The sequence below is a fragment of the Paenibacillus haidiansis genome (assembly GCF_036553665.1).
GTDB lineage: Bacteria > Bacillota > Bacilli > Paenibacillales > Paenibacillaceae > Fontibacillus > Fontibacillus haidiansis.
Window position 1 is genome coordinate 91,184 of record NZ_JAZHPZ010000009.1, and the last position, 24,452, is coordinate 115,635.

Genomic DNA, 24,452 nt, shown 5'->3' on the forward strand with positions numbered 1-24,452 from the left:
GACCCGACCCGATTTCCGCCAAAGGAGAGAAACTTGCAGAATATGAATGGTTTTGTATTACCGCCGCCGAAAGCGGTGTTCTTCGATGTCGACGACACGCTTTACGATCATTTGATTCCGTTTCGTGAAGCTCTCATGCATGTACTTGGCACAGGCGACGGTTTCCCGTACGCCCCCGCCTATCACCGTATGCGCTATTATAGCGACACCTTGTCCGCCCAAGCGGGCGGAACACCGACACAGGGGCGCGCTCTGCATGAGATGCGGACCCGCCGGTTTATCCTTTCCCTGGCCGAGTTCGGCCTCGAATTATCCGCCGCGCAAGCTGCCGAGGTGCAGGCCGAATATCTGAGCCGCCAATTTGATATCCGCTTGTTCGACGGGGCCCGCTCCCTGATTTCAGATCTATTAGGCCGGGAATGCACCGTCGGACTGATTACGAACGGTCCGTCCGAGCACCAAATGAAGAAGATTGCCGCGCTTGGGCTTGCGGATTTGATTCCCCCCGAATTGATTTACATTTCCGGAGCCGTCGGCTTCACCAAGCCGGATCGCCGGTTGTTTGCCCATGTGGCGGACAAGCTGAATTTCCCGCCTGAAGCCTGTTATTATATCGGCGATTCCTGGCGGAACGATGTCGTCGGAGCCCTGGACGCCGGCTGGCATGTCCTATGGTTTAACCACCGGAACGCGCAGCCCGAATCGGAGCACAAGCCGCATTTCCGAGCGAACAGCTACGAGGAACTTAGGCAACTGCTCCTGCCGTCGCTTTGATTGAACGGACGGATCCGCTTCGGCCATTGCTACAACAAACCAAGCCCGCCCATGCCATGTCGTAAATGGCTGGGCGGGCTTTTTGTGATGCTTTCCGAATGATATTCCAAAAATTCCGCATAATACCAGAGTAGTTGAATCGGGAGGAGGAAGTCATGTCGTGTCGATGTTCGGCAAATTCTTTAAAAAGTTCAGCTCCGTGAATAAGCCTAAGGAGAAATTCCCCCAGGGAGAGCCGCAGGTGTCCGGTCCGCTGACAGTGGGGACGATACTGCAAGAATTTCGGGATTGCCAGGACCTGATCCGTTATACGATTCCCGTCCTTGAGGCGGAGCTGCTCTTTTTCCGCCATCAAATCGACCTCCAGTTATATGAACGGGAAGTTCTCCGGCCGCTGCAAAATATCAGGAAGGAAGAACTGGACGGCCTGCTTGGGGAATCAAAATTCGTCCCTGCCACCGATGCGACAGACACCGTACAGAAGATTCTTGCCGGAGGCATCGCGATTTTTCTGCCTCAAGGCGTATACATCGTCGACGCCTTTGGCCCGGAAAAAAGAAGTATTGAGCAATCGGAAACCGAAACTGCCATCACCGGTCCGCATGATTCTTTTACCGAGACCCTGGACACGAATTTATCGTTAATCCGCCGGAAGCTAAAAAGCAATCGCTTAAAGGTCCGGCAATACAGGGTCGGCGAATTGAGCAAAACGGCGGTTTGCGTGCTTTATATCGACGGGATTGCGAATATGGAATATGTCGACCGGATGAGTGAAAGAATTAAGGACATTGAATTCAGCAGTTTGTATGACGGGACCATGTTGACACAAATGATCGATGATTTTCCCAATTCCCTCTTTCCGCTGTTTCAAACCTCCGAGCGCCCGGATATTTCGATCTCCAAGCTGAATGAAGGAAAGATCATAGTGATTGCGGATCAAAGTCCCTCAGCAATCATAGCACCGTCTTCGCTGTTTGAATTCTTCACGACGCCGGACGATTATTACAATCGCTGGGTGGTCGGCACCGCCTTGAGATTGCTGCGTTATCTCGCATTCATTATCACGATATCCCTGACTTCCCTTTATGTCGCCATTACGACTTACCATTACGAAATGATCCCGGAGAATTTGCTGACCTCGCTGACGGAATCAAGAAGCAGGGTACCTTTTCCTCCAATCATAGAGGCTTTGTTGATGGAAACAACCATTGAGTTCTTGCGTGAAGCCGGGGCGCGGCTGCCGACGAAAATCGGCCAAACGATCGGCATCGTAGGCGGTATTGTGATCGGGACGGCGGCCGTGGAAGCCGGATTTACGAGTAATATTCTGATCATTGCCGTGGCCATGTCCGCGATTGCCTCCTTTGTCATTCCCAGTTATGTCATGAGCGGTTCGATCCGGCTGTTGCGGTTTGGGCTCATTATTTTGTCGGGCATGCTCGGCAATTTCGGGTTTGTGACCGGCCTAGCCCTGCTGTTCATCCATTTATCGAAGCTGACCAGCCTGGGAGCGCCTTATACGATCCCGGCCGCTCCGATCAAATTTGTGGATTGGAAAGATATTTTTATTCGCGGGCCGTTCTGGTCGCTGCGCCGGCGTCCAAGCCAGCCGCGTCCTGTAGACAAATATCCCAACAAAATGAAGGAATAGGTGATCCCGTTGTCACAGGAAAAACTTCGCCCACTTCAGATTGCCATGCTGTTTCATAATACGCAGGTCGGTGTGGTGCTTTTCATTCTTCCGCGTACGATCGCCATCCATTTCGGCACCAACGGATGGGTGATCTTGCCGATCATGTTCGTTATCGTCACTTTAAATATAGTGCTGATTAATTCCGTCTATCGTTTGGGAGGCGGAGCATCGGTGTTTACTATTTTAAAGTCGGGACTGCCCCGCTTTCTGCTAATACCTTTATATTTCGTGATCGGCTGCGCATTAGCTATGGTGGGCTGCCTGGTTGTCAAGCAGTATTCGCTGATGTACCAAATGCTCATCTTCCCGCAAACCCCGGATATGCTACTAAAGCTGGTGATCGATATTCTTGTTTTCTTGCTCGTGACCAAAGGGATCTACAATATGTCCAAGGCAAACGTCTTTTTTCTGACGCTAACACTGCTCATGATCCCGTTCGCCTTCGAAATTTTCAAAAGCTTCGACCCTGTCCGGATGACTCCTTTCTTTTTTCAGGAGGGCAAGGATATGGGACGGGGCCTCCTAAAAGTATTCAGTGCCTTTATGGGGTATGAGCTGGCTATCTTTCTGTTTCCTTACGCGGAAAGCGGCAAAAGATGGCTGAAATACCTTCACTTCTCAAACGCATTCACCGCGATCATTTATTTACTCGTCACCATTTTATGCTATGGATTTTTTAGTTATAAAGAATTGACCCATCTGTCTTTTCCTTTACTTGAAATGTTCGGATATTTGCACTTCCCGTTCGCCGAAAGGGTACAAAATTTTCTATTCAGCTTTTTCTTGCTTTCTATTTTAAATACATCCGCCATGTATTACTGGTCCAGCCAAACGGTGTTCAAGGAAATACTCCCCAAATTAAATTGGAAATGGATAACGTTTATATTGCTGGCGGCGACCTTTGCCGTCTCCTATATCCCAAAAGCGCTGATCGTCGTCGAACAATGGTTTGACGTAGTTACCTATTTCCAAATGGGCGTCGCGGTCCTGCTTCCGTTGCTGGCATTGCTGGCGCTGTTACTGAGGAAAGGAAAGAAAGTCCATGCCTAAAAAAACAATGCTGTTAGGAGCGGCCGCGGCCTGCCTGCTGCTTGCGGGATGCAGCCAAGATCAACATATTCTGGAAAGGATCGGGTATATACGCACTGTCGGATATGATGCGGCTGAGGCGGGAAAAGTCCAAATTACCCTTAGCATTCCGCTCGTCGTCAACGAAGCCAATCAAAGCCGCTCTTCAGACGAAGTGTTGACCGGTGAAGCCTATAGCAGTAAGGAAGCGCGGAACAACCTGTCCCGGCGGATTAGCCGGAACCTGGTTAGCGGACAAGCCCGGACGATTCTGTTCAGCGACAGAGTGGCCAAAGGGGGATTGCGGAGGTACATGGACACGCTGATGCGGGACGCCTCGATTTCAAAACGGACAGAAATGGTCATCGTGGAAGGTTCGGCTCACGAAATCATTTCCGGCGACTACCCCGAGCATCCCCGTACGGCACAATACATTGACCGGCTGATCAAAAAAGAGTTCAAGACGCAAGCGACGCCGAACATTATGCTGCATCAATTTTTGCGCGATTACTACGACGATGGCAAGGACCCGATTGCGACCATGCTGCGCCAAAGAGGAAAAGACCTGGAGATCAGCGGAATCGCCTTGTTTCAAGAGGATAAGTACGAAAATAAGCTGGAACCGAAGGATATCTTTTATTTTTCTTTAATGTACGGGAATCTTAGCAAGGGAGAAACTACGCTCGTTGTGGGCATACCTGAAGTAGAGTCCGTAACGCTGAACGCCATTAACAGTAAAAAAAAGGTCAGGATTAGCAGAAGCGCAGACGGAAAGTACCGGGCGGATATCTACATTAAATTGGAGGGTGGGCTGATAGAATACAATGGGAATTTAAAATTAAGCACTTCGGACAGAATCAAACTGGAGGAAACTTTAAGCGGGTTTATTTCACGGCAGGGTCAAAGGGTCGTGAAACAATTGCAGCAACACCGTACGGACAATCTGGGCATCGGCCAATATGTCCGGAACAAAATGGGGTATAAGGCGTGGAAGGATGCCCATTGGGACGACATTTACGCCAACATGGATATCCAAGTCCACGCCAAATTATTGATCAAAAATTTCGGCAATTACTATGACTGATTGCTAGATATCTCCAATATATCAACGCCATACGGTTCCATCTCAAGCTCGCGGCCTCGCGGCTCCTCGTAAAGGATGCTTTGATATGCTCCCGGCAAGGTGACTTTACGGGACTCCCGGGATAAGTTAAGGACAAACATGAACCGCTTGTTTTTGCCGGACCGGATCGTAATCTGGACTCCTTCGGGCAAATTCGGGAACATCGTCAGCTTTTGCCTGCCGGCAATTTTAAAGAAAAGCCGCTTCAGATAGGATTCCTCGGCATGTGTGCCGAGATAATACACCTGTCCCCGGCCAAAGGCGTTTACGGTCACCGCAGGTTTGCCCGCGTAAAAATCTCCGCCGTACCGCATCAAGGTATCCGCTTCGCGCGGGGAAACGAGGTCGCACCACTGGCTGCATTCGAAAGACCGGCCGTCCGCATCGACGATGCTGTGGATATCGCCGCCGATCGGATCGTATTCCTCGACGACGATGCCCGCACAGCGGGCCAAACGGCCGGGCAGCGGCATCATTTCGCATTGGTTGTCCATGTTCTTCACTCCGCTTCGGCTGGTAAGCACCAAGGATCCCCCATCCGCCGCAAACTTCTCCAGCCGGGCCGCCGCTTCTTCATTCATTAAGTACAGCCCCGGAGCCACGATCAATTTGTACCCGTCCAGGGGTTCATTCCAGTCGATCACGTCGCAGCCGATCCCCAGCTTGGTCAAGGCCCGGTGGTAATCCTTGATGTTCTCGTAATAATCCAGGCCCTCCGCCTGCGGCTGAATCCGAAGTGCCGCCAGTTGTTCGGGGGAATACAGGATCGCCGCCTCATGCTTCAGCTCAGTGCCCTTCAACTGATTTGAGAGCGCATTCACTTCGGAGCAAAGGACGGCGAATTCCTCAAACTTTCGGCCGGGCACATTGCTGTGATCGATTAACCCGTGCCAAAATTGCTCGGCTCCGGCCACGGCACTCCGCCAGCGGAAATGGACGACGGTATCGGCGCCCCGGGCGATCGCCTGCCAGGCAAAGGCGCGGATAAATCCCGGGTACGGCGTTCTCCACATCGGAAACCAGCAGCCGGGAGGCCCGCTTAGCTGCTCCATAATCCAGAAATTCCGCCGCTTGATCCCACGGGTCAAATCCAGGGATAACGCACCGCTATACGGCCCTGTTGATTGTTTATCCGGCGAGGTGTTCGGATAATAATCGAATGAAGCGACGTCGAGGTCTTTGCCGAGCCGGTACAGATCAAGGCGCTGCGGATAGCTGTGGAAATTATGCGTAATAAAATGACCCGGGCAAAGCCTGCGGAGCATATCAATCTGGCAGCGTTGGAATTCGGTTACGGCATCCCATTGGAAACGGTCATAATCGAGCAAATAAGACGGATTCTGAAACGGTGACCCGCCAAGCGGCGCGCCGATCTGGCTCCATTCGCTGTACTCGCCGCTCCAAACGACTGTCCCCCATGCTTTGTTGACCGCCGCCAGCGTTCCGTATTTCCGTTTTACCCATTCGCTGAATCTGGCGCTGCAGCGCGAACAATGGCAATCGGTCATACCGAACTCATTGTCGATTTGCCAGCCGATCACGGCCGGATGTTCGCCGAAATGTTCCGCCATCCGTTCCACGATCCTTAATCCGTACAACTGGAGCGATTCGCTGTTATAGCAGCGGTGCCCTCTGACGCCCGGGTGATGGAGGCTGCCGTCGGCAGACACAGGCAGAATATCCGGCCTTAAATCCGTAAGCCAGCGCGGAGGCGTATTGGTCGGTGTCCCCAACACGACGCCGATACCGTATTTGTGAAACAAATTGAGCACCTTATCCAGCCAATCGAACTCATAAATGCCGGAAGAGGGCTCCAGCCTGCTCCACGCAAACTCGGCTACGCGAACGACCCGAACCCCCGTCACCTTCATTAATTGGATGTCTTCTTCCCAAAGGGAAGAATCCCATTGCTCCGGGTAATAATCGACGCCAATTTGAACGGTGTTGTCCTGCTTCCTCCACATGATCATCATTTTCCCCCATTCGTTTTATGTAACGGAAAAATGGCAAAACTGCTCCCGGCTGCCCCGGTAAAAAACGAGGAGCGGAAACAGTCTGCCATATCGTTAATCTAAGATGACTTTATTTATTTTTTCAGCTTGTCCCATGCCGCCTGCATTTTGGTCATCCAGCCGTTCACATCGGTCTTGTCCGCGATGAGCTCTTGGATCACGCTGGCAAATTCCTGGGTTACCCCGTCAGGGAATTTGGAAGATTGCAGACCATAGACTTTGTTCTCGTCGACATATTTCTTCACGTCGGCGCCGAGCTGGCCGATATCTTCGGCAGATGCCGGAATCGTCGTCAGAGCAGGGATGAATTTCCACTTCTTAACGATATATTCTTTACCCATATCGGAAGTTACGAGCCAATTCAAGAACGTCTTGGCTTCTTCCTTGGATGCGGACTCTTTGTTGACAACCAGGTTGGCCGGAATACCTACAGTCAATTTGTCGTTCTTCTCGGCATCATCGTCGATCGGCATTGGGAACATCCCGATGTTCATATCCGGCGTGATGTTGTCAACAAGCGTTTGCGCCCAGTTGCCTTCTTGCATCATAGCAACTTCTCCGTTGGCGAACAAGGCCAAGTGAGTGTTAGCGTCTGTTGTGAGCGGATTCTTTTGACCATATTGTACCGTAAGTTTAAGCAAATTGCTCCAATTTTCGAATTGTTGGTTGCCGACGATCGATGCGGTTCCTTCATTCAAGCCTTTGATGAACTCATCGACGTTGTCTTGTCTTGCAAATGCGGTGCTGATCCCTTGGTTGCCAAGGAGCCACCATTCTTGATAAGCGTTGCCGAAAGGAGTAACGCCGATAGCTTGAAGCTTCTTAGCGGCTTCTTCCAGCTCGGTGATCGTTTTTGGAGTTTCCGTGATACCGGCTTTTTCAAACAAATCTTTGTTATAAACGTAGCCAATACCTTCAAGGTTCATCGGCATACCGTATACTTTACCGTCTTTTGTCATCGGTTCTGCCGCCAAAGGCACAAGGTCTTTTACCCAAGGCTGATCGGACAAATCTTCGATTTTATCCTGCCACATATCGAGTTCCGCGAAACCGCCGTTCGAGAAGATGTCAGGAGCGTCGCCGGATGCGAATTTCGTTTTCAGCGCTGCCGCGTAGTCCGCGCCGCCGCCAACCGTTTGAATGTCGAGCTTGATGTTTGGATATTCTTTTTCGAATTCGACTTTCAGCTCGTTCAAGCCTTCAACGATTTCGGTTTTGAACTGAAAAATTTTAACCGTTTTCACTTCACCGCTGTTTGCGGCATTTCCCGCGCCGTTTTCGGCAGTGCCCGTATTCGCTTTATTGCCGCCGCAAGCAGCAAGCAGCATACTCATTACGAGCAGTACGGACAAGAGAACCAAAGAACGCTTCTTGTTCATGACTTTATTTTCCCCCTTGATAAACTGTTTTTATATTTGGAACGCCGGGTTCCGGTGAAATCAACCTTTCACCGAACCCGCCGCAATTCCCTCAACAATGTAACGCTGCAAGAGCAGATAGAAAGCTACGATCGGCAGAATGCCGATAGCTAGAGCCGGCAGCGCCATATCCCATTGCTTCGTGTATTGCCCGAAGAACGAGTAGGTCGCCAGCGGAATCGTCCGCAGGGACGGTTTCTGCAGGATCAGGGACGGCAGCAAGTAGTCGTTCCAGATCGCCAGCGTATTCAGTACGATGATCGTCATCATCATCGGACGGAGCAGCGGCAGTACAATGGAGAAGAATACTCTCACCGGGTTGCAGCCGTCTACGGTAGCGGCTTCCTCAATCTCCAGCGGTACCGATTTGACGAAGCCGTGGAACAGGAAGATCGCCATCGGAAGACTCAGCCCCAGGTTGGTTAGGAGCAAGCCCCAAATGCTGTTGTTGATATCCAGGCCATTGACTACTTGAAGGACCGGAATCATGATCGTTTGGAAAGGAACGACCATCGACATAACGAACAGCATCAGCAGAACGCGGTTAAACTTGCTGTCCGAGCGGACCATGCGGTAAGCCGCCATCGCACTGAACAGGGTGATCAAAACTACGCTGATCACGGTAATAACAATCGAGTTGCGGAACGCTTCCGAGAAACGCGCCAATTCCCAGGCTTTGGAGTAATTGTCCCAATTGAATTGGCTAGGCCAGCTGGCCGCATCGGACAAAATTTCACCGAAGCTCTTTACCGAGTTGACAAACAAGAAATAAAACGGAGCGAGAAACACCAGTGCAATCAGCACCATGACGATTTCAAGTATGACGTTTCTGCCGCGATATTTAGCTTCCATTACGCCTCAACCTCCTTGCTCTTCGTGACCTTCACCTGAATCAGCGAGATGATCGCCACGATAACGAAGAACAGCAGCGCTTTGGCCGTTCCGAGTCCGTACCGGTTGTTCAGGAACGCTTCATTGTAGATATTCATCGCTACGGATTCCGTCGATTTGAACGGTCCGCCCTGAGTCAGGGACAGGTTCAGGTCAAACATTTTGAAAGACCAGGAAATCGCCAGGAACAGCCCGACGGTGACTGCCGGCATAACCAGCGGAACGATAATGCTGCGCAGCTTCTGAAAATGAGTCGCGCCGTCGATTTCCGCCGCCTCCAGTACTTCCTTGGACACGTTGGTCAGCGAAGCGATGTAAATAACCATCAAATAACCGGAGTATTGCCATACAAACACCATTACGATCGCCCAGAAGCCCGTTGTTTCCGTTCCGAGCCAAGGCAATTGGAAGAACGACCAGCCGGTTAAATCGCCCAAAGTGGCAAAACCTTTAACAAAGATGAACTGCCAGATGAAACCGAGCAGCAGACCGCCGATGACGTTCGGCATAAAAAAGATGGTCCGAAGCACATTGCGCGATTTTAACGGCTTGGTAAGGAAGTAGGCGAGGAAAAAGCCCACCACATTGATCAAAATAACGCCAAGCACCGTAAAGCGTACCGTAAACCAGAATGAATTCCAAAAATCCGGATCATTAGTGAAAATTTTAGTGAAATTATCGAAACCTACCCATGCGACTTCACCCGAGACGCCATTCCAATCCGTAAAGGAATAATACATCCCCATAATAAAAGGAATAATCATGACTACAGTGAAGAATAGGATGGCTGGGCCGACGAAAAAGATTTGCTGCCCATATTGGGACAACTTTCTATGACGCATGATTGGCCCCCCCTTTCAATGTCTATCTTTGTTGAATCTTCTGTGTAATGTTATTATGTTCTTATTTAGCGGCTTGTTACACCGACGCATGTGATCACTAAGGTGTAAAATATTGATCGGAAGTGGTTTAAGGTGAAATGGAACAGCATCCGTACCAAGCTGATCATATCCTTGCTGGTACCTATAATAATTTGTACAGTTGCGGCAATATTAGTGAGTTATACCCATACGACATCATCGTTACGGACACGGGCAGTCGAAGAAAATACGAACTTGTTGTACCAGGGATACCGCAATATCGACAGTCTTCTGCAAGGCGTCAACCGTATCTCGCTCACCGTTTATAACGATTCGGAATTCTACCGGCTGCTTGAAGCCGGTTACGAGGACATATCCTCCAATGCCAAGATCTACTCGACGATGAATTATATCTACAGCTCCATGCCGGACATTCTTCAGGTTTATTTGTACGGAGTCAAGAACGATAAGGCTACCCTGATTACGCAGGATATCCCTAAACGCTGGCAGTCTCTAAGTCCGTACGGGGATTCGGTACTCCCGGAGAACGAGACGCTTAAAATTCAGAGTACTCATATCAACCACAATTACGGGCTGACCTCCACATTGCCTCAGGAAGTAGTTGAACAAGTGTTCACGCTTCACCGGCGCATCGAGAAAGTTCCGTCGACGCAAGTCCTTGGATATCTGTCGATTGACGTCAAATTATCCGCTTTGCGGGAGATCGTGGAACAGTTATATGTTCAGGGAGAAGAAAATTTGTTCATTACCGATACCTCGGGCCGGCTGATATATTCCTCCGACGCCGAGGCGATCGGGAAATCGCTGAATGCCGACTGGTATATCAATATGGGAGACGGCCTGAAACAGGATCAGGGCTTTTTCGAACGGGACGATTCCGTCTTTATCTATCAGCGCATCGAAAGCGCGGGGGCGGATTGGATGCTGTTCAAGCAAATCCCGGCTTCCTACCTGTACGGCGAGGCCAAGCAGTCCGCCATGATCAACGCTCTGTTGTTCGGGGTCGCTCTGCTTATCATTATCGTCGCCACCGTCTTGTCTTCGATCCGCATTACTTGGCCGATCAAGCGGCTGACCCAATCGATAAACCAGGTGCAGGCGACCGGAAATCTGGAAGTAGACATCGCCTCCGCCGGCAGCGATGAAATCGGCGTGCTGACGGATCGCTTCCGGGAGATGATGGATACGATCAATAATCTGATCCTGCGGGAGTACAAATTGGAGCTGACAAGCAAAAACAACCAGCTCCGGGCGCTTCAGGCGCAGATCAACCCTCATTTTCTGAATAATACACTACAGATCATCGGTACGCTTGCTCTGGAGAAGAATGAGCCGCAAATTTACAATCTCATATCTTCTTTGGCCAAGATGATGCACTATAGCATGCACAATGACGACCGGGGCGTGACGTTGAAAGACGAACTCGACCATGTCAAGGCTTATATCGAATTGCAGAAGGAGCGTTTCGAGAACCGGTTCTCCTTCGATTATCAGGTTGAAGACTCCATGATGCAGTTGAAAATGCCGAAAATGATCCTGCAGCCGATTGTGGAGAACTACTTCAAGCACGGGATCGACCGCAAGAAATCCAAAGGCTGGATTCAACTGACCGCGACGATGAATCGGCAAGACGAAGTGACTATTATCGTAAGAAATAACGGAGCCTGGATCCCCGAGGAAAAACTGAGCATGCTGCAGCGCGGATTAAATGCATCGGGGGCGGAGCAGGTACGGCCCGGGGAAGATGAGGTCGAGAGCCGGAAACCGTCGATCGGACTCATCAATGTGTTGACCCGCCTTCGCCTGGTCTACGGCGAGAATGCGGAATTGACCGTGACGAATATGAAGCCGGTCGGAGTTCAAATCAAGCTGAAATTCAAAATACAAAACGAAAGTGAAAGTCGGGAGGACAACCAATATGAAGGCGCTAATCGTTGACGACGAGGCTAGAGTAAGAAAAGCGGTACGGCTGTTGGTCGACTGGCGGAGGCACGGGATCGACGAGGAGGAAATCCTCGAAGCCGGGGGAGGCAAGGAAGCGATCCGGTCCATACAGGAAAACAAACCGGAAATCGTGATCATGGATATGATGATGGATCTCGGCCATGGCATGGAGCTGATGGCCTGGGTCAGCGAGCATGCCAAGGCGCTGAAGTTCATCGTGATCAGCGGGCACGACGATTTTGAATTCGTACGGAGCGCCGTACGGCACGGAGGCATCGACTATATTTTGAAGCCGATCGAACCCGAGGCGATCAACGCGGCCGTGGCGAAGGCGGTGGACGAATGGCGGCGCGAAGAAGAGGAGCGGCGGGAGCAGCAGCAAAGAAGCATCCGCTTGAACGAATTCAAGCCGGTTTACGGAGAGAAGCTGCTGTCTTCGCTGATCGATGATCCGGGCTCGGCGGAATCCGCCATGCGGCGGCTGCGCGCGGAGGGCGTCATCCCCGATGGAGCGGATACGGCCCGGCTGCTGCTGGTACAGATGGATCCCGGAGACGCCGCGCTGCAGCAAAGATTCAATCACGACAGCGAACTGCTGCGGTTTTCGCTGATTAATATTTGCAACGAGTTCCTGGTGTCCGAGCGGCTGGGCATCGCGTTCAAATATTGGGGGGCGCCGATGGAAATCGCGATCCTGCTCTGGAGGGCTCCGGACCGCGCGCCGGAGCTGCTGGCCATGATCAACGAAGGTCTGTATCATACCCTTCAGCGCAAAATTCACGTCGGCGCGGCGACGGCCGGCCCTCTTCCGGGCAGTCTTCCCGCCCAGTATGAGGAAGCGGCCTTCGGCCTGCGCCGCCGCAATTTGCTGCAGCCGGACCTTTACTTCCACACGCTGAAGACGAATGCTCAGGAATCCGTCGCGGATGAGGGCTTCCAGGCTTTTGCCGGCGTACGTGAGGATTGGAAAACGGCGTTGCTCAGCGGGGATCGGGGGCAAATGGCTTCGGCCGCGCAGCGCGGAGTAGACGTGTTGTGCCGTTCCGGTGTCGTAACGCCCGAACTGCTCGAATCCTGGAAAAACGATATCCTGTCTTTCCGTTTCGATCTGCTCAGAGAGACGCTCGGCAAGGATGCCGAAAGCGTTCTTACGCTGCTGGAGCAGGAGGATGCGGACCGCAAGCCTCCCCGCGTCAACGATTATACCTTCTCCACGTTCGCTTGGCGGGACTGGTTTGAAGGCTTTATGGTCCGGCTGGCGGCGGAAATCTCCGCCCGAAAATCGCGGGAGAACCGCACGATCGGCGAAATCGTCGCCTATGTCGAGCAGCACTACCGGTCCGATCTGTCCCTGCAGGATATCGCCAGCCATTTCTATGTCAGCCGCGAGTATATTTCGCGGAAATTCAAGCAGGAATTCGGCATCAATTTCTCCGATTACCTGGCCAAATACCGAATCGACAAAGCGAAGCTGCTCATGCTGAATCCGAATTTAAAGGTGCAGCAGATCGCCGAAATGGTCGGCATTCCCGATGTCAAATATTTCAGCAAGGTATTCAAAAAAATGGTCGGCGTATCGCCGCGGGAATACCGGAGCAATTAAGCCGACCTTGAAATATCAATGATTCATTTATACCAGCTCAAAAAAGCTTCGGCCACGGCTTTCCCCGCCAAACCGTTCGGATGTGGGTCGTTGCCCGGGCTCATAAACTCCGGTCTGATCCGGTGCTCCTCGGGAGCCGGAACCGAAAGAACGGATGCGATATCGAATACCCGGCTCACTCCGGCCGGCGGGGAATTCCTAATGACATCATTTACAGTGCGCCATACTTTCTCGCGTTCCGCTGTGAAATTGAACGGCGGCACCGTGAACAAAATGATGTCGACCGCCAGATTATGGCGCTTGAGTATCGAGATAATTTCTGTCAAATCGCCCAGCAGCTGCTCGGCGGTTCGCTCGCCGATATCGATATCGTTGACTCCAAGGGCGATCAGGACCTGATCGCCCTGCTTCGCTTTGTGCAGCCATGGGCCATTGGTCGCGGCGTCATACGCCCGCGCCCAGCCTGAGCCGATATTCCAGACGCCGTAATCCGTGCCGAGCCCGTCGGCAATCCGCGCCACCCAGTAATCATAGCCGTCCTTCCGCGTTCTGACTCCTTGTGTAATCGAATCCCCGAAAAACACCATCCGCCGGCTTACCGTTTTCTTGTAGCCGATCCAGGCAGGCATTACGAGCTTATTTTCCGAGAGGGAGAAAGTATCCCCGGATTCCTCGTCCGCATGCTTACCCGGAGCATCGTACGCCGTTACCAGCATTTGTTCGGTATTGTAAGGCACCGACCGTCCGGACCCCGAGGCGATCGTCCAGGTAAAGGCCAGATCATGTCCTGAGGGCAGATCGATCTTAACCGGATCGCTCCAAAATCTCTCGCCGGGGCGGACCAGCCGGGTGGAGTTTCCGTCGAACGTAACGGGAACCTGGGTCCCGGGCGCCACGCCGCCGTCTTTGGCCGTTCCTCCGTCAGCGACATAGGCGGCCTCGATCAGCCAGTCGCCGCCGGGCTGGCTCCCTTTGGCTACGGCCCCCTTGTCCCAGGTCGAATCCACAGCGTTGCTGAACCAGAACCGCAGCTCCAGCTCCCCCTGCTCCCGCACCCGGACGTAGGTCCGGTAGGTATGGGTAAACGCCTCGCCGCGTTCAATGATAAAGTTGGCCGCCGTCGACAGCACCGTGGCCGATGCGTACTCCTTCATCAGTTCCACCTCGGGCCCGGTAGCTCCTTGGGCTTGTTGCTCACTTTGCTGTTCCATGATATTCCTCTCTCTCCTATGCATTACGTCTACTCTACTCGAACCATTGTACAAAAAAACCGGGGCTTCGACTATAGCACCCGGTTTAAAAAAACTTTTGTCCGTTCCTGCCGCGGATTGCCGAACAGCTCGTCCGGCGTCCCCGACTCGATAAACTCTCCGTCCGCCATGAACATCACCCGGTCGGCCACCTCCCGGGCAAAGCCCATCTCGTGCGTGACGACGACCATCGTCATCCGCTCCCCGGCGAGCTGCCGCATGACCTCCAGCACCTCGCCCGTAAGCTCGGGATCGAGCGCGGACGTCGGCTCGTCAAAGAGCAGGATCTCCGGGCTCATCATCAGCGCCCGGGCGATCGCCACCCGCTGCTTCTGTCCCCCGGACAGGTTGGCCGGATAAGCGTCGCCCTTATCCTGGAGCCCGACCTTGGCGAGCAGCTCCTCCGCCTTGCGGGCAATGTCCGCGGCGGGCAGCCGCTTCGTCAGTCTCGGAGCCAGCTCCAGATTGCCGCGCACCGTCAGATGGGGGAACAGGTTGAAATGCTGAAACACCATCCCCATGCGCGACGTTATTTCCTTGATCTTCGCCGCGCCGGGATATTTTCCGTCCAGCACCAGATGATCTTCCCCGATGCGGATGGTTCCGCCGTTCACCTCTTCCAGGTGCGCAAGGCTGCGCAGCATCGTGCTTTTCCCGGAGCCCGAGGGCCCGATGACCGCCACAACCTCGCTGCGGGCGACGCTGAGGGATACATCCTTCAGCACCTCGAGCGCGCCGAACGATTTTCGCAAATTCTTTACTTCGATAATCGCTTTATCCATCGTCATCTTATATCCTCTAATCCTTTTACTCGAATTTGAATTTCCGTTCCAGCAGCTTGAACAAAAGCGTCAGCACCAGCGTCATCAACAGATAGATGATGCCGGCAATAATGAACGGCATAATCGTGAAATCGCGGTTGACCGCGGTCTGGGCGAAATGCAGCAGTTCGGGAACCGCGACGGCGTACAAGAGCGCTGTATCCTTCACCAGGGTGATCGCCTCGTTCGATACCGCCGGCAGCGCGATCCGGAACATCTGCGGCAGAATGATCCGGGTCATCGTATGCCAGCGTCCGAGCCCCAGTACCTGCGCCGCTTCATATTGCCCCTTGTCGATCGCCAGCAGCCCGCCGCGGAAGATCTCGGCGAAATATGCGGCGTAATTCAGCGTAAACGCCAGGCAAGCGGCGGCGAAACGGTCCATGACCAGATATTCGCCGATGCCGGGAATGACCGGCAGGCCGAAGCAGAAAAACAGCATTTGCAGCAGCAACGGCGTACCGCGCATGACATAAATGTAGGCGTTAGCGATCCAGGCCAGCGGTTTCACCCGGCTCTTGACCAGCAACGTCACGGCAAAACCGAGCGGGACGGAGGTGATGATCGCCAGGAAAAACAACAGAACGGTCGTCCTCGCCCCTTCCAGCATCGGCCCCGTAATATCGAGAATATATTCCAAACTCATAAACGACTACGCTCCTCATATGAAAACTAAAAACCGGATTCATTGGGATCAATCCGGTTTTTAAAACTGGGATATTCTTTACAATCAAATGCTATCAAATTATTTCAAAACCTTGTCCTCGCCGAACCATTCTTGGGAAATTTGCGCCGCCGTGCCGTCGGCGTTCATCTCGTCCAAAGCTTTCTGCAGCTTGTCCAGCAGCTCCTCGTTGCCCTTCTTCACGCCGATGCCGTATTCCTCCGGCGCGAGCGATTCGTCGAGAATCTTGAAGGTGCCTTCTTCCTTGGACAAATAATAGTTGGCTACCACTTCATCGATGACGACCGCGTCAAGCCGCTTGTTCTTCAAATCGCTCAAAGCCAGCACGTTGTCGGAAAATTCGGATACCTCTTTGATGTCCGCCTTAATCGGATTCGCATCCAGCGCGTCCGCCGCGGAGGACAGCGTTTGAAGCCCGACCACTTTGCCGGCCAGCTCGCTGATCGCGGAAATCGGCGAATCCGCCAGAGTTACGATCACCTGGCTGTTCTTCAAATAAGGCTTCGTGAACAATACCTTGCCTTTGCGTTCATCGGTGATCGTGTAGCCATTCCAGATCAGGTCGATCCGGCCGCTGTTCAGCTCCGATTCCTTCGAGGACCAGTCGATCGGCTGGAACTTCACTTCCATGCCCATCTTGTCGGCCGCCGCCTTCGCATAATCGATGTCAAACCCGACGATTTCGTTATTTTCGTCGCGGAAGCCCATCGGGGCGAATTTATCGTCGATCCCGATCACCAGCGTGTTATCGTCTTTGCCCGAACCGGAGCCGGAGCAACCCGCCAAAGCTATTAGCATCATTCCCAATACTACGATTAAAATTCCGCTCTTTTTCATCTGAATCTCTCTCCCCCATAATATAAATAAAGCAAATTCGCTTTAGTTCGGTGATTCGTTATCAGACTATCATGATACCATACTACCAAGAAAGAGTCGAGAGAGAGGATCAATTTCCAGAATTGGTGCGACCGATATTTCATAGAATTTTAAAAAAGGCCTCAATAGTTTACAATGACCAGAATCAAGGTTAAGACAAACACGGGGATGCCGACGATCGACGACAGCACGGCAATCGCATTTTTTACTTTTTCCCTGGATTTAAAAATCTTCCGGAACGCGGCAAATACCGCAAGCCCTATCGCCCCGCCCAAACCGTTGAGAATCAAATCGTCAATATCGGTCGCTCCGATGGCAAATGCGTATTGGATCAGCTCGATGCCGACGCTGAACGACAGGATCATGACGAATCCTTTGAAGTAAGACCCGCTTTTGCTATGAACCATGGCATAAATCCCGGCGGGAATAAACATCAGAATATTTCCCCACACGTTCATTCCGACCAGTTGCGTCCTTGCGCCGTTATCGAAGTTGATATTGTCCAGTATCATCCTGAACGGAACCAGGTTGACGCTTCTTAATTCGCCTCTGGCCAGAAATACGGTATCCACCAGGAGCGCCGCATAAAATACGAAAATAAGCCAATACATGATTTTTAAAAACTTGTTCATTATAAATTCCTCCGCAATTCCTTGATGTCCCTGATTACTTTATCACATGAAGGAACGCGGTGCCCCCTTCTCCGGTTGGGCATGTCCCTCGGACTTCGGACCAGGGGGCTTTTGCCGCAGCCAAAGCGGTTTTCTGTTTGGAAATCCCTATCTGGTGCCCTGGTCTACCGATAAAAACAAAGCAAGCTGACGGTAGATCCCGACGATCTCCTCCATCTTCATTCGAACCAAACCGCTGGACGAGGGAGCCACGAAGTCAAGCACCCCATCCACGACGCTGTTCTCCTGAAACCCCCATTCCGTCCGGGGACGCAAACTGTACTCCGTGTAAACGCCCTTGCCGACGAAACAGGCCACCTTCGGCCGGTATTCCTCGAGCTTGCTGCGGAGAATCAAACGGCCCTCTTTGTATTCTTCGCGCGCAATATCCTCCGCCCCCCGGGTCGGACGAGCCACGATATTGGTGAAGCCGTAGCCCAGCTTCAGCAAGTCCCGGTCCTCCGCCGCCTCGTAAAGACGAGGGGTAAGCCCGGACTGGTACAGAATGCGCCAGAAATTGTTGCGCGGGTTGGCATAGTGATGGCCCGTTTCCCCCGATTTCGGGCTGGGATTGAAGCCGATAAATACGACCGACAAGCCATGATCCAAATGATCCGGCACCTCTTTCATAACATTCTCCCCCTTCGCTTTGTCTTGGGCTTGGAAGTTTTTACATCCAAGGCCGCCATTTATTCTGATATAATGAATCTGCATTTTGGAAAGCGTTTTCTTGTTGTATTACATATTTAATCAGGCTATTTTATCGTATCACATGATCAAAACAATTCGGAAATGAGGAAGTTTCAATGAGAGAAGCACAACTTCGGAATCTCGCCGTCAACCAGATCGGCTATCCGGCGGACGGCCGAAAATCATTTGTCTGCATCGGACAAGGGGGCCCGTTCGAAGTGGTTGACTCCGCCGGCGGCGAAGCCGTCTATCGGGGAGAAACCGCGCAGCCGCGATTTGACGAAGCGGCGGGAATCACGCTATGTACCGGGGATTTCTCTGCGCTTACCCTGCCCGGAAGCTATTTTATCCGGCTTGGCGGCGAGAATTCCGCCCGGTTCGTCATTGCGGAAAGTCCGTATGCGGAATTGCAGCGCGGACTGCTGAAAGCCTTTTACTTTTTCCGCTGCGGCTGCGATCTTGAAGAGGAGTTCGCCGGACCGTGGCAGCACAAGGCATGCCATCTGGCGGACGGGACAGTATACGACGAGCCCGGCCGCAAGCTGGATAGCGTCGGCGGCTGGCATGACGCCGGCGATTACGGGAAGTATACGGGGCCGGGGGCCAAAGCGGTAGCCGATTTGCTGCTTGCTTACGAGCTCTATCCGCAGGCCTTCCGCGAGCCCCTTCCGCTGCCCGAAAGCGGCGGCGGGATGCCGGACGTGCTCCATGAATGCCGCTATGAGCTCGACTGGCTGTTTAAAATGCAGGACGAGCGGACGGGCGGCGCCTTTCACAAGCTGACCACGAAGCAATTTCCGGGACTCGATGTCATGCCGGAAGACGATCTGGCGGATTTGTATTTCCTGCCGGTTTCGGCTACGGCTACCGGTTGTTTTGCCGGTGTCATGGCCATGGCGGCGCGTGTTTACCGGCCGTTCGACGGCGAATTTGCGGACCGTTGCCTTGCGGCGGCGGAGCGGGCCTGGCGCTGGCTGGCCGATCATCCCGACGCACCGGGCTTTACCAATCCCGGGGATGTCGGCACCGGGGAATACGGCGATAACCTCGATCTCGACGAGCGCTACTGGGCGGCCGCGGAGCTCTTCCGCACGACCGGGGATGAGGCCTACCATCGAGAGTTTCTCGTATTGGCCGCGCAGCAGTTTCCGAAGTACGATCTGGGCTGGGCCAACATGGGCGCCTACGGAACTATAGCCTATCTGTTCGGGGATCGAGCCAAGGCCGATCCGGCGCTTTACGGCCGATTATTGGACGGCCTGATCGCGGAAGCGGAGCGGTTCGCCGCGATCAGCGCTTCCGACAGCTACGGGATTTCCCTGACCCCGACGGACTATAGCTGGGGCAGCAATATGGTGGTCTTGAACCGGGCGATGCTCCTGCTTCTGGCCTATCATCTTGGAGGCAGCAAGAAGTATGAGGTGATCGCGCTTGACCATATTCATTACCTGATCGGCCGGAATGCGCTGGATATCAGCTATGTCACCGGGTTCGGCGACCGTCCGGTCATGCACCCCCATCACCGCCCGTCGGTCGGAGACAAGGTGGCCCAGCCGGTGCCGGGTCTCGTGGCCGGCGGACCGAACCGCGGGCTGAACGACGACTGCATGCTTGAGCATCTGCAGGGTATGCCCCCGGCTCAATGCTTTATCGACGACGAGCAAAGCTATGCCGGCAATGAAGTAACGATTTACTGGAACTCGCCCGCCGTCTTTGTCGTCTCGCATTTTGTGTAATAGGCGCTTAAACCCAACGGAGCGGAGCAACCCAAAAAGGGCCCTAGTCAATATACCGACTGGAGGGGCCCTCTTTTTGTATCAGAAAGGAGATAATTGAACCCGATAAAGAAAAGGTCAGCACAACCCGGAGACTCGGAATTCGAACGATTATTCCTTGACGCCTCCCAACGCTACCCCTGCGATAATATAACGGGATAACAGGAAGTACACCACAAACAGCGGCAAAGCCGTCAAAGCCAGCCCCATGTAGATCGAGCCGAACTCCGTCTTATAAATATCGCCGCGCAGCAAGCTGACCATGATCGGCATCGTATATTTTTCCTTCTGGGTCAGCAGAATGAGCGGCATGAACAGGTTGTTCCAGTTGGCGACAAACGCAAAAATGGCTTGCGTCGCCACGGCCGGCATCATCAACGGCAGGATAATCCGGTTGAAGGTTTTGAATTCTCCGGATCCGTCTACGCGCGCCGCTTCCACAATCTCTAAAGATAGCGTTGCCAGCAGGTATTGGCGCATGAAGAATACCACCGCCGGCGCTGCAATCGCAGGCAGAATCAACGGAAGAAAGTTATTTGTCCAATGTAATTTATAAATGAATTGATAGAATCCGATTGCGCTTGCCTGGGCGGGAATCAGCATCACGCACATGATAAAGGTAAAAAACGGCTGGCGCATCTTCCAGTTATAGGCTACAAGCCCATAGGCCGTTAAGGACGAGAAATAGACCGTTAAAATGGTTGCCGAAGCCGAGACAATAAACGAATTCAGAAACCCTTGAATAGGGTCAAAGCTCTTTTCCAGCAGCACTTGCAGGTTGCTCATAAAGTGAGTCGACGGAAGCAGCGAAAGACCGCTTTGAATCTCCGCGGTTGAGCGGGTGGCGTTGACAAACATGATCCAAAACGGAAGAATGCTGAGGAGCGCGAGCAGTATGCAGACGATATAAATAATCGTCCGGTTTATCTTTAGATTAATGGCACTGCCTTCCTTGATTTTTTCCATCTGCTACACCTCCACTTTAGCTGCTGCACGGGCAGACTTTCTTAGCTGCTTTTGCGTTTTTTTCAATTTTGCCGCATCGCGGTCGCGCATCAGGTAGAACAAAATTCCGGACAAAACCGCCGCGATGATGAACAGGATCATGCTCGCCGCGGCAGCGCGATTGTACAAATAGCTGCCCTTGAACGCTTGCCCATAGATGAACATGGATGTGGTAAGCGTAGCGTCGTCCGGTCCGCCCAAAAGAAACAATTGCGGAATATCGAACATGGTCAACCCGCCGATCATCGAGGTAATCAGCGTGTACAGCAGGATTGTACGGAGGCTCGGCAGCGTAATGCGGAAGAAGGTTTGCCAGCCGTTTGCGCCGTCGATTGCCGCAGACTCGAAGAGGGCGGGATTTATGCCCATCACGCCTGCGATCAGAATGATCATGGTGTTGCCGTACCACATCCAGAACTGGATGAACGACACAATGCCGCGTGCTGTCGTCTTATCCTGAAGAAAGAAGACCGGGGCGTCGGTCCATCCCAGCGATTGAAACAAACTGTTTACCGGACCCATCGGATAGGCAAACAACGTGCTGAAAAGCACCGCGATCGTACTCGCAGTGATGATATTCGGCATATAAAGCAAAACTTTAAAAGCACCTTGTCCCTTTATGTTGAGGCGCTTATTCGTGAACCATGCCGTGAGCAGAAGCGCCAGAATGATTTGGGGGATAAAGTTGGTAATCCAAAGCAACCCCGTATTGACCAGAGACTTCCTGAACGAGGCGTTATCAAAGATGAGATCTTTGAAATTTTGAAAAGGATTATCCAGAATTTGAAGCGGCTTCGGTATGATTCCCTGCATATTGGTGAACCCGATGACTGCTGTATATATAATCGGATACAGCGAGAAAACCAGAAACGCCAGGACAAACGGTAAGGTAAAGATATAGCCGTATTTCGAATAGTTCACACCTTTGCGGCGCATGCTCTCACCTCTTTGGTTGATATGAAGAGGCGGGGTAACCCCCGCCCCTCCGCTTCTTCTTATTCGCTTTCGATGTTAAGCTGGTCTTTGACCTGCTGCTTAAAGGTGGCGATTGCATCATCGCGCGACTTGTTGCCGGCGGTGTATTCGCGTACTTGATCGCGCCATAGCTTGTTGATCGTTTCGTCGTACTGAGTCAAGTTCTTACCGGAAGCGTTGGCATTAGCCGGAACGAACACGTCGAACATGTTCTGGCCGCCCAGCAATTCAATTTCGCCGTTGGATTTCGACATAACGACGGAGGAGGCAACGCTGTCCTTCGTACCTTGCTCGCCTTCCTTCATCGTGCCGTTAGCCCAGTAATACTGGAGCCCAGTTTCGGAAGTATCGAGCGTCACCCATTTGATAAAGTCCGCAACCGCCTGTTTCTTGGCGTCGTCCTTGGCAACGTCTTTGTTGGCCAGCAGCCAGGTACCGCCCCAGAAGAACCCTGTCGGCGGCTCGGTAACGGCCCAGTCGCCATTCGTGTCTTTTACTTGAGGACCCATTGTATAGTTAATGAGCCAAGCCGGACCGAAGAAACCGAAGATCGGTTGAGGACCACTGCCGGACATATCAGCGAACCAGGCTTCCTGCCAGTCTTGGGTATCGTTGTGATAGCCGTTGTCTTTCAGTTTCTTGGAGAGATCCAGGAACTCTTCGCGCTTCGGATCAATATGAAGCTTTCCATCGACAATCCAGCCTTGGTCGGAACTGTTCTCGATCGCATGCCACATATCGCCGTCGCCGGATACGATGCCGTATCCTTTGGCTTTCAGCTTCTCGGCCGCTCCAAAGAACTTATCCCAGCCGGGCCCCACTTCATTCTTGATCGTCGCCGGATCGTCCGTGCCAAAGACATCCTTGGCAATCGAGCGGCGATAGATAAAGGCTCCGCCGGTCGCTTGATAACCGAGGGCCTTCAACTGGCCTTCTTTGCTGCCGATATCAACCGAGTATTGGGCAATGCCCGCATCCTTGACCATTTGGTCGTCAAGGCCTAGATCCGCATAATTGGCGGCATAGTCGGATGCGTCGCCTTGCGTGTACTTGAGGACGAACGCCGCTTCGGCCGCATAAATGTCCGGAGCGTCTTTACCGCCGGCGGCTAGGGCCTGGTCAAGAGCAGGCTGGTAAGCGCCTTCAGTTGTGGCAATAATCGTTGTTTTGAATTCCACATTGGCGTCGGGATGCGTCTCCAGATACTTTTGGGTCATGTTCGGAATTTCGTCCGTAAAGCTCCAGAGATTGATGGTAACCTTCGAGCCGTCGCTCTTTGTTTCAGTCCCCGCCGTATTGGTTGATGGGGCCGAATTGCTTGGACTGGAAGAATTCGAAGTTGTGTTTCCACCGCATGCTGCAAGAACCGATGTCATCAGAAGCGTGGCGGAAATTCCGGCCAAAACACGTTTCATACTTTTCATAGGCTTCAAACTTGCTCCCCCTTTTTTATTCGTTTCGTCGGCTTTTTTGTAACCGCATACATAATTATAGTACCTATAATTCCAGGACATAAGGGAACGCTGATTGGGAAAAGTTCCACTATTTTTGGATTCCTTCCCGGCAAAACTTAAATGGCCTCACTCCTTAGTAATAAAAGGGCGAAGCCATCTATCGATATTATAATCTGATATTTATTCCATCACTCTCTCCGCCATCCCGTCGATCCGGCCGCGGGCGACCCGGTTTCTTCCTCCCTGCTTGGCCCGATACAGCGCGATGTCGCTAGATTTGTAAAGCCGCTCCAGCGGGACGCCGGGGGTCGGCACCGTCGTGACAACGCCCATGCTGATCGAGTAAGCCAGCGGCAGCCCTTCGCCGCCTTGCTCCACGGAAAGCCGCAGCGCTTCGGCAAAGCCGGCCGATGCCTGCTCGTCGGCCCCCGGCAGCATAATGGCGAATTCGTCGCCCCCGTAGCGGCCGAGCAAATCGGCTTCCCGCAGCTTTTCGCGCATTTTGGCCGCGAGATCCCGCAGCGCGTCGTCGCCGGCATCGTGGCCGTATGCGTAAAAGCTATTCACCGCCGCATCCCGCGGCTGCCCTTTTCGGTACGCGGTGATGAGCAGCACGGTAAACAAATGGCCGAGCGCGAGCAGAACGAATACCGTTTTCATATCCAAATTGAACAGCATCATGTATCAATCATCCGTTTCTCTTCCGTATATCCTCTGGTTTTTCGCTGCAATTGCCTTAAATTCCTTCTTTTTCGACAATAGGGTTGAAAGGGTTGAATCCGCTATAAAAAACAAAAAGGCTCCCGGCATTGTTATATCCGGAAGCCTTGTTTATGGATTGCA

Annotated in this window: 21 protein-coding genes; 7 read left to right on the top strand and 14 right to left on the bottom strand. The window is 52.7% G+C overall.

The features are described 5' to 3' along the window. The first annotated feature begins 42 nt into the window (after nt 1-42). From V3851_RS17535 to V3851_RS17550, 4 genes are all read left to right on the top strand, one after another. Complete coding sequence (locus tag V3851_RS17535; protein ID WP_331847938.1) at nt 43-774, top strand: HAD family hydrolase; 732 nt, start codon at nt 43-45, stop codon at nt 772-774. A gap of 166 nt (nt 775-940) precedes the next feature. Further along, nucleotides 941-2,425 (top strand): spore germination protein, encoded by a 1,485-nt coding sequence (locus V3851_RS17540; protein WP_331847939.1) that lies wholly within the window; start codon nt 941-943, stop codon nt 2,423-2,425. Between the two features lie 9 nt (nt 2,426-2,434). Further along, complete coding sequence (locus V3851_RS17545) at nt 2,435-3,517, top strand: GerAB/ArcD/ProY family transporter (protein ID WP_331847854.1); 1,083 nt, start codon at nt 2,435-2,437, stop codon at nt 3,515-3,517. Next, the gene (locus V3851_RS17550) at nt 3,510-4,619 is read left to right on the top strand and encodes a Ger(x)C family spore germination protein (RefSeq protein WP_331847855.1); all 1,110 of its coding nucleotides are present in this window, start codon (nt 3,510-3,512) and stop codon (nt 4,617-4,619) included. The genes V3851_RS17545 and V3851_RS17550 overlap by 8 nt, the downstream gene beginning before the upstream one ends. On the opposite strand, the gene V3851_RS17555 is transcribed toward V3851_RS17550, so the two are convergent. The 4 genes from V3851_RS17555 to V3851_RS17570 all read right to left on the bottom strand — a co-directional run bounded on the left by V3851_RS17555 (nt 4,610) and on the right by V3851_RS17570 (nt 9,821). Beyond that, nucleotides 4,610-6,622 carry a beta-galactosidase gene (locus tag V3851_RS17555; protein WP_331847856.1) on the bottom strand — a complete coding sequence of 671 codons (2,013 nt, stop codon included), beginning with the start codon at nt 6,620-6,622 and terminating at the stop codon, nt 4,610-4,612. The genes V3851_RS17550 and V3851_RS17555 overlap by 10 nt on opposite strands. Nucleotides 6,623-6,744: 122 nt before the next feature. Beyond that, the gene (locus tag V3851_RS17560) at nt 6,745-8,049 is read right to left on the bottom strand and encodes an ABC transporter substrate-binding protein (protein ID WP_331847857.1); all 1,305 of its coding nucleotides are present in this window, start codon (nt 8,047-8,049) and stop codon (nt 6,745-6,747) included. Between the two features lie 60 nt (nt 8,050-8,109). Beyond that, nucleotides 8,110-8,940, bottom strand: a complete 831-nt coding sequence (locus V3851_RS17565; RefSeq protein WP_331847858.1) for a carbohydrate ABC transporter permease — start codon at nt 8,938-8,940, stop codon at nt 8,110-8,112. After that, on the bottom strand, nt 8,940-9,821 hold the full coding sequence (locus tag V3851_RS17570; protein WP_331847859.1) for a carbohydrate ABC transporter permease: 882 nt from the start codon (nt 9,819-9,821) through the stop codon (nt 8,940-8,942). The genes V3851_RS17565 and V3851_RS17570 overlap by 1 nt, the downstream gene beginning before the upstream one ends. A gap of 273 nt (nt 9,822-10,094) precedes the next feature. On the opposite strand from V3851_RS17570, the gene V3851_RS17575 reads away from it, so the two are divergent. Then, nucleotides 10,095-11,798 (top strand): cache domain-containing sensor histidine kinase, encoded by a 1,704-nt coding sequence (locus V3851_RS17575; RefSeq protein ID WP_331847860.1) that lies wholly within the window; start codon nt 10,095-10,097, stop codon nt 11,796-11,798. Continuing rightward, the gene (locus tag V3851_RS17580; RefSeq protein ID WP_331847861.1) at nt 11,779-13,407 is read left to right on the top strand and encodes a response regulator transcription factor; all 1,629 of its coding nucleotides are present in this window, start codon (nt 11,779-11,781) and stop codon (nt 13,405-13,407) included. The genes V3851_RS17575 and V3851_RS17580 overlap by 20 nt, the downstream gene beginning before the upstream one ends. A 23-nt stretch (nt 13,408-13,430) precedes the next feature. On the opposite strand, the gene V3851_RS17585 is transcribed toward V3851_RS17580, so the two are convergent. The 6 genes from V3851_RS17585 to V3851_RS17610 form a co-directional block, all read right to left on the bottom strand. Continuing rightward, entirely contained in the window at nt 13,431-14,618 is a 1,188-nt protein-coding gene (locus V3851_RS17585) for an SGNH/GDSL hydrolase family protein (RefSeq protein WP_331847862.1), read from the bottom strand. A gap of 71 nt (nt 14,619-14,689) precedes the next feature. Continuing rightward, nucleotides 14,690-15,439 carry an amino acid ABC transporter ATP-binding protein gene (locus tag V3851_RS17590; RefSeq protein WP_331847940.1) on the bottom strand — a complete coding sequence of 250 codons (750 nt, stop codon included), beginning with the start codon at nt 15,437-15,439 and terminating at the stop codon, nt 14,690-14,692. A gap of 25 nt (nt 15,440-15,464) precedes the next feature. Further along, entirely contained in the window at nt 15,465-16,124 is a 660-nt protein-coding gene (locus V3851_RS17595) for an amino acid ABC transporter permease (protein ID WP_331847863.1), read from the bottom strand. A gap of 99 nt (nt 16,125-16,223) precedes the next feature. Further along, the gene (locus V3851_RS17600; protein ID WP_331847864.1) at nt 16,224-17,000 is read right to left on the bottom strand and encodes an amino acid ABC transporter substrate-binding protein; all 777 of its coding nucleotides are present in this window, start codon (nt 16,998-17,000) and stop codon (nt 16,224-16,226) included. Between the two features lie 161 nt (nt 17,001-17,161). Further along, on the bottom strand, nt 17,162-17,671 hold the full coding sequence (locus V3851_RS17605) for a VanZ family protein (RefSeq protein ID WP_331847865.1): 510 nt from the start codon (nt 17,669-17,671) through the stop codon (nt 17,162-17,164). A gap of 147 nt (nt 17,672-17,818) precedes the next feature. Continuing rightward, entirely contained in the window at nt 17,819-18,340 is a 522-nt protein-coding gene (locus V3851_RS17610) for a mismatch-specific DNA-glycosylase (RefSeq protein WP_331847866.1), read from the bottom strand. 176 nt (nt 18,341-18,516) lie between these two features. On the opposite strand from V3851_RS17610, the gene V3851_RS17615 reads away from it, so the two are divergent. Continuing rightward, the gene (locus V3851_RS17615; protein ID WP_331847867.1) at nt 18,517-20,136 is read left to right on the top strand and encodes a glycoside hydrolase family 9 protein; all 1,620 of its coding nucleotides are present in this window, start codon (nt 18,517-18,519) and stop codon (nt 20,134-20,136) included. Nucleotides 20,137-20,286: 150 nt separating this feature from the next. Here the strand turns inward: V3851_RS17615 and V3851_RS17620 are convergent, their stop codons facing one another. The 4 genes from V3851_RS17620 to V3851_RS17635 all read right to left on the bottom strand — a co-directional run bounded on the left by V3851_RS17620 (nt 20,287) and on the right by V3851_RS17635 (nt 24,290). Then, complete coding sequence (locus V3851_RS17620; protein ID WP_331847868.1) at nt 20,287-21,141, bottom strand: carbohydrate ABC transporter permease; 855 nt, start codon at nt 21,139-21,141, stop codon at nt 20,287-20,289. Nucleotides 21,142-21,144: 3 nt separating this feature from the next. Further along, a complete protein-coding gene (locus V3851_RS17625; protein ID WP_331847869.1) occupies nt 21,145-22,116 on the bottom strand; it encodes a carbohydrate ABC transporter permease in 972 nt (323 codons plus the stop codon). Nucleotides 22,117-22,175: 59 nt separating this feature from the next. After that, a complete protein-coding gene (locus V3851_RS17630) occupies nt 22,176-23,579 on the bottom strand; it encodes an ABC transporter substrate-binding protein (RefSeq protein ID WP_331847941.1) in 1,404 nt (467 codons plus the stop codon). Between the two features lie 210 nt (nt 23,580-23,789). Further along, nucleotides 23,790-24,290: a GGDEF domain-containing protein gene (locus V3851_RS17635; protein ID WP_331847870.1), complete on the bottom strand. Its 501-nt coding sequence runs from the start codon at nt 24,288-24,290 to the stop codon at nt 23,790-23,792. Between the last annotated feature and the right edge of the window lie 162 nt (nt 24,291-24,452).